The organism is Streptomyces sp. NPDC001507 (genome assembly GCF_042894765.1).
Lineage (GTDB): Bacteria > Actinomycetota > Actinomycetes > Streptomycetales > Streptomycetaceae > Streptomyces.
The window spans coordinates 1-4,650 of the sequence record NZ_JBIAVV010000013.1 but is presented as its reverse complement, the minus strand read 5'-3'; the positions used below and the strand labels follow the sequence as shown (position 1 = coordinate 4,650).

The following is a 4,650-nucleotide window of genomic DNA, read 5'->3' as shown; positions in this document are numbered from 1 at the left end:
GGGGGGGGGGGGGGGGTGGGGGGGGGGGCGGCCCGCCCGGGCCCCCCCCCCCCCCCGGGGGGGGGGGGGGGGGGCGACCGCCCCCCCCAACCCCCGGGCGCCCGCAGCCGAACGACTACCGCGACGGCCGCGACAGCACGACCATGCTCCGTGCCTCCACGCGCAGCCTGGTGCCCGCCTTGCGCTCGCGTTCGTCCGGTACCCCCTCCGGGTCGGCCGTGTCGATGAGGGTCGTCCAGCGCTCGCCGTAGGAGTCGTCGGGCAGCCGGAAGTCCACCGGTTCCCAGTGGCTGTTGAGGAGCAGCAGGAACGAGTCGTCGATCAGCCGCCGCCCGTAGGGGTCGCGTTCGGCGATGGCGTCGCCGTTGAGGAAGACCCCGACCGAGTGCGCGTCGGGCCGCTGCCAGTCCCGGTCGGTCATCTCGCGGGCGTCCGGCAGCAGCCACACCAGGTCGGGCAGCGGCTGCCCGGGACGCGTGGTCGTCTCGCCGAGGAAGAAGCGCCGTCGGCGCAGAACCGGGTGGGCGGCGCGCAGGCCGATGACGTACCGGGTGAACTCGGTGAGGTTCTGCTGTTCCTCTGTCAGTTCCCAGTCGATCCAGGAGACTTCGTTGTCCTGGCAGTAGGCGTTGTTGTTGCCGCGCTGGGTGCGGCCGAGTTCGTCGCCGTGGCTGAGCATCGGGATGCCCTGGGACAGCAGCAGGGTGGCGAGCAGGTTGCGCTGCTGGCGGGCCCGCAGTTCCAGCACGGCCGGGTCGGTGGTCTCGCCCTCCGCCCCGCAGTTCCAGGACCGGTTGTGGCTCTCGCCGTCCCGGTTGCCCTCGCCGTTGGCCTGGTTGTGCTTGTCGTTGTACGACACCAGGTCGCGCAGCGTGAAACCGTCGTGCGCGGTGACGAAGTTGACGCTCGCCCGCGGCCGCCGCCTGCTGGCCTGGTACAGGTCGGAGGAGCCGGTGAGCCGGGAGGCGAACTCGCCCAGCGAGCCCGGCTCGGCCCGCCAGAAGTCCCGTACGGCGTCCCGGTAGCGGCCGTTCCACTCCGACCACAGCTGCGGGAAGTTGCCCACCTGGTAGCCGCCCTCGCCCAGGTCCCACGGCTCGGCGATGAGCTTGACCCTGCTGATCACCGGGTCCTGCTGGATCAGGTCGAAGAACGCCGAGAGCCGGTCCACCTCGTGGAACTGCCTCGCCAGGGTGGCCGCGAGGTCGAAGCGGAAGCCGTCGACGTGCATCTCGGTCACCCAGTACCGCAGCGAGTCCATGATCAGCTGGAGCACGTAGGGGTGCCGCATCAGCAGGCTGTTCCCGGTGCCGGTGGTGTCGTAGTAGTGCGCCCAGTCGCCGTCGACCAGCCGGTAGTAGGAGGCGTTGTCGATGCCCCGGAAGGACAGGGTGGGGCCCATCTCGTTGCCCTCGGCGGTGTGGTTGTAGACCACGTCGAGGATCACTTCGAGGCCGGCCGCGTGCAGCGCCTTCACCATCGCCTTGAACTCGTTGACCTGCTGGCCCCGGCTGCCGAAGGCGCCGTAGGCGTTGTGCGGGGCGAAGTAGCCGATGGTGTTGTAGCCCCAGTAGTTGGACAGGCCCCGGTCCTGGAGCACTCCGTCCTGCACGAACTGGTGCACGGGCATCAGCTCGACCGCCGTGACACCGAGCGAGGTCAGGTGGTCGAGGACCGCCGGGTGCGCGAGACCGGCGTAACTGCCCCTGAGCCGTTCGGGCACCTCCGGATGGGTGCGGGTCAGGCCGCGGACGTGGGCCTCGTAGATCACCGAGTCGGAGTAGGGCCGGCGGGGCGGCCGGTCGTCGCCCCAGTCGAAGTAGGGGTCGGTGACCACGCCGAGCATCGAGTGCCCGGCGCTGTCGGCCGGGGAGGGGCCGCCGGGGGTGCGCTCGTAGAGGGAGGCGTGGTTGTCGATCTGGCCGTCTATCGCCTGCGCGTAGGGGTCCAGGAGCAGCTTCGCCGGATTGCACCGGTGGCCGAGCTCGGGGGCCCAGGGGCCGGTCACCCGGTAGCCGTAGCGCTGCCCGGGCCCGACGCCGGGCAGGTACGCGTGCCAGACGAAGCCGTCGACCTCGGTGATCGGCACCGTCGTCTCGGTGCCGGCGTCGTTCACCAGGACCAGTTCGACCCGCTCGGCGACCTCGCTGAACAGGGCGAAGTTGGTGCCCTGCCCGTCGAAGGAGGCACCCAACGGGTAGGGGTGCCCGCTCCACACGGGCACCCCTTTCCGGGACTTCCTCGCCGTCACCGGGCGCCCTCCAGGACGCCGCCGGCGGATGCGGCCAACTGGGTGACGGGAAGGGCGCGCGGCACCTTGAGGACCCGACGCAGCCGGGGCGCAGGACCGGTCGGGACCAGCGGGACACGCTCCCCGGACCGGGCCCGCTGCGAGAACCAGATGATCTTGCTGCCGGTCTCCGAGGCGCAGCACCCCCAGCCGTCGCTGGTCGCGGCGAGGTGCGCCAGGCACCCGCGCAGGTCCTGGTCGGGGCGGAGATCCCGGTCCTCGTCCCCGATCGCCGTGATGAGGTGCTGCCCGTTCCACCACATCTCGATGGACGTGTGTTTGTCCGTCGCGTGCTGGTCGATGGCGGTCAGCAGCAGTTCGGCACCGCGGCAGACGGGTTCCACGAGGTTGTCGAGATCCCAGTAACGCAGATGGGCGGCCAGTATGCGGCTGACCTGTCCCACCCGTTCCGGGCTGACCTCCACGTCGAGGTGGTAGTAGCAGGGTACTGCGGTCTTCATTGTCGCTTGCTCCTCACCCGCGAAGCTCTCGCTCCCCCTCACCCGTCCGGAAATCCGTTCCGGAAGCGCAGCGTGAGCGCTGATCGCTCCTGAGTCACCTTCACTGTGCGGGCGCTACGCCATTCGTGCAACACGAGAGGCACACGGGGCGGCCGACGCCGGCCGAGGTGGTTGAAGTTCCAACAAGACGCTCGGTCAACGTCCGTGCACCATGAGTGAAAGCCTCGATTCGCCGTAACGGCTCCGTGCTCTTCCGTGCCCGGACGCTCCCCCGATCCGGGGACACGTGCCCATTCGAGAGCGTCGGAAGGAAAGACACGGCCATGCTGCTACCCGCGAAGGCCGAGGTGGCCCGGCAGCTGCGGCGCTACCGGGCGTGGGAGCGCGTCATGCTCGCCTCGCCGCAGGACCGCGAAGTGCGGTCCACCTTCGAGGACTCGGGCTACACGCTGTGCGTGCTGATGGGCAAGCGCTGCGCCCGGGAGGCGGTGGACGCGGCGGAGCGCTACCTGCGCACCAGCCTCGTCACGTATGTGCGGGAACAGAGTGGGCGGTCCCAGCTGAGTGGGAAGGTCCGGCCGGGACCGCCGGCGGAGCGGCCTTCCGCGAGGCACTGATCCCGCAGGCGGACCCGCGGGAAGACACCGGTCTTCCGGCACACTACGGACCGCGGAGCCGGGCCCCGGGCCCGGCTCCGCGCACGGCGGAGGTGAGACCCATGAAGGCGACTGAGGCCATCGGCCGCGTTCCGGTGCGTGACGTCCGGCCGGCCGTGGAGTGCGGCAGGCGGCCGGTGAAGGCGGTCCCCGGCGAGACCTTCCAGGTCACCGCCACCGTCTTCCGCGAGGGGCACGACGCCGTCGGCGCCAATGTGGTGCTGTGCGATCCCGAGGGCCGCCCGGGCCCGTGGACGCCGATGCGGGAACTGGCCTCCGGCGCCGACCGCTGGGGAGCCGAGGTCACCCCGGACGCGACGGGCCGTTGGACGTACCGCGTGGAGGCCTGGAGCGCCCCGCTCGCCACCTGGCGACAGCACGCCCGGGTGAAGATCCCGGCGGGCATCGACACGGGCCTGGTGCTGGAGGAAGGCGCCGAGCTCTACCGGCGGGCGGCCGCCGGAGTCCCGGACGGGCCCGGACGTGAACGGGTGCTGACGGCGGCCCGGGCCCTCGGCGACGACTCCCTCCCCGTGCACACGCGGCTGGCGAACGCCCTGGCCCCCGAGGTCGACGAGATCCTGGCGCGGTATCCGCTGCGGGAGTTGGTGACGGTCTCGGAGCCGCTGCCGTTGCTGGTGGAGCGGGAACGGGCGCTGTACGGCTCGTGGTACGAGTTCTTCCCGCGTTCGGAGGGGACGCCGGAGCGGCCGCACGGCACGTTCCGGACGGCGGCCCGTCGGCTGCCGAAGATCGCCGAGATGGGTTTCGACGTCGTCTACCTGCCGCCGATCCATCCCATCGGGACGACCTTCCGCAAGGGCCCCAACAACACCCTGGAGGCGGGCCCCGAGGACGTGGGGGTGCCGTGGGCGATCGGCTCGCCGGAGGGCGGTCACGACGCCGTCCACCCGGACCTGGGCACGATCGAGGACTTCCGGTGGTTCGTGGCGGAGGCGGGCCGGCACGGGCTGGAGGTCGCGCTGGACTTCGCGTTGCAGTGCTCGCCGGACCATCCGTGGGTGGAGAAGCATCCGGAGTGGTTCCATCACCGGCCGGACGGGACGATCGCCTACGCCGAGAACCCGCCGAAGAAGTACCAGGACATCTACCCCATCGCCTTCGACGCCGACATGGACGGTCTGGTTGCCGAGACGGTGCGGGTGCTGCGGCACTGGATGGAGTGCGGGGTGCGGATCTTCCGCGTGGACAACCCGCACACCAAGCCGGTGGTGTTCTGGGA

General features: G+C 71.1%; 4 protein-coding genes. 2 read left to right on the top strand and 2 right to left on the bottom strand.

Translation table 11 applies throughout. The annotated features are described in order from the left end of the window. Positions 1-115 precede the first annotated feature (115 nt). Together glgX and ACFY0K_RS36015 are read right to left on the bottom strand one after the other, a co-directional pair. Positions 116-2,224 carry a glycogen debranching protein GlgX gene (glgX, locus tag ACFY0K_RS36020; RefSeq protein ID WP_390643375.1) on the bottom strand — a complete coding sequence of 703 codons (2,109 nt, stop codon included), beginning with the start codon at positions 2,222-2,224 and terminating at the stop codon, positions 116-118. A 23-nt stretch (positions 2,225-2,247) separates the two neighbouring features. Next, the gene (locus ACFY0K_RS36015; RefSeq protein ID WP_351961494.1) at positions 2,248-2,751 is read right to left on the bottom strand and encodes a pep a2; all 504 of its coding nucleotides are present in this window, start codon (positions 2,749-2,751) and stop codon (positions 2,248-2,250) included. A gap of 323 nt (positions 2,752-3,074) precedes the next feature. Here ACFY0K_RS36015 and ACFY0K_RS36010 point away from each other — a divergent pair, with 323 nt between their 5' ends. Next, complete coding sequence (locus ACFY0K_RS36010; protein WP_351961495.1) at positions 3,075-3,368, top strand: DUF5133 domain-containing protein; 294 nt, start codon at positions 3,075-3,077, stop codon at positions 3,366-3,368. Positions 3,369-3,469: 101 nt separating this feature from the next. Next, on the top strand, positions 3,470-4,650 hold a 1,181-nt coding region (locus tag ACFY0K_RS36005; RefSeq protein ID WP_390643374.1), incomplete at its 3' end, for a maltotransferase domain-containing protein.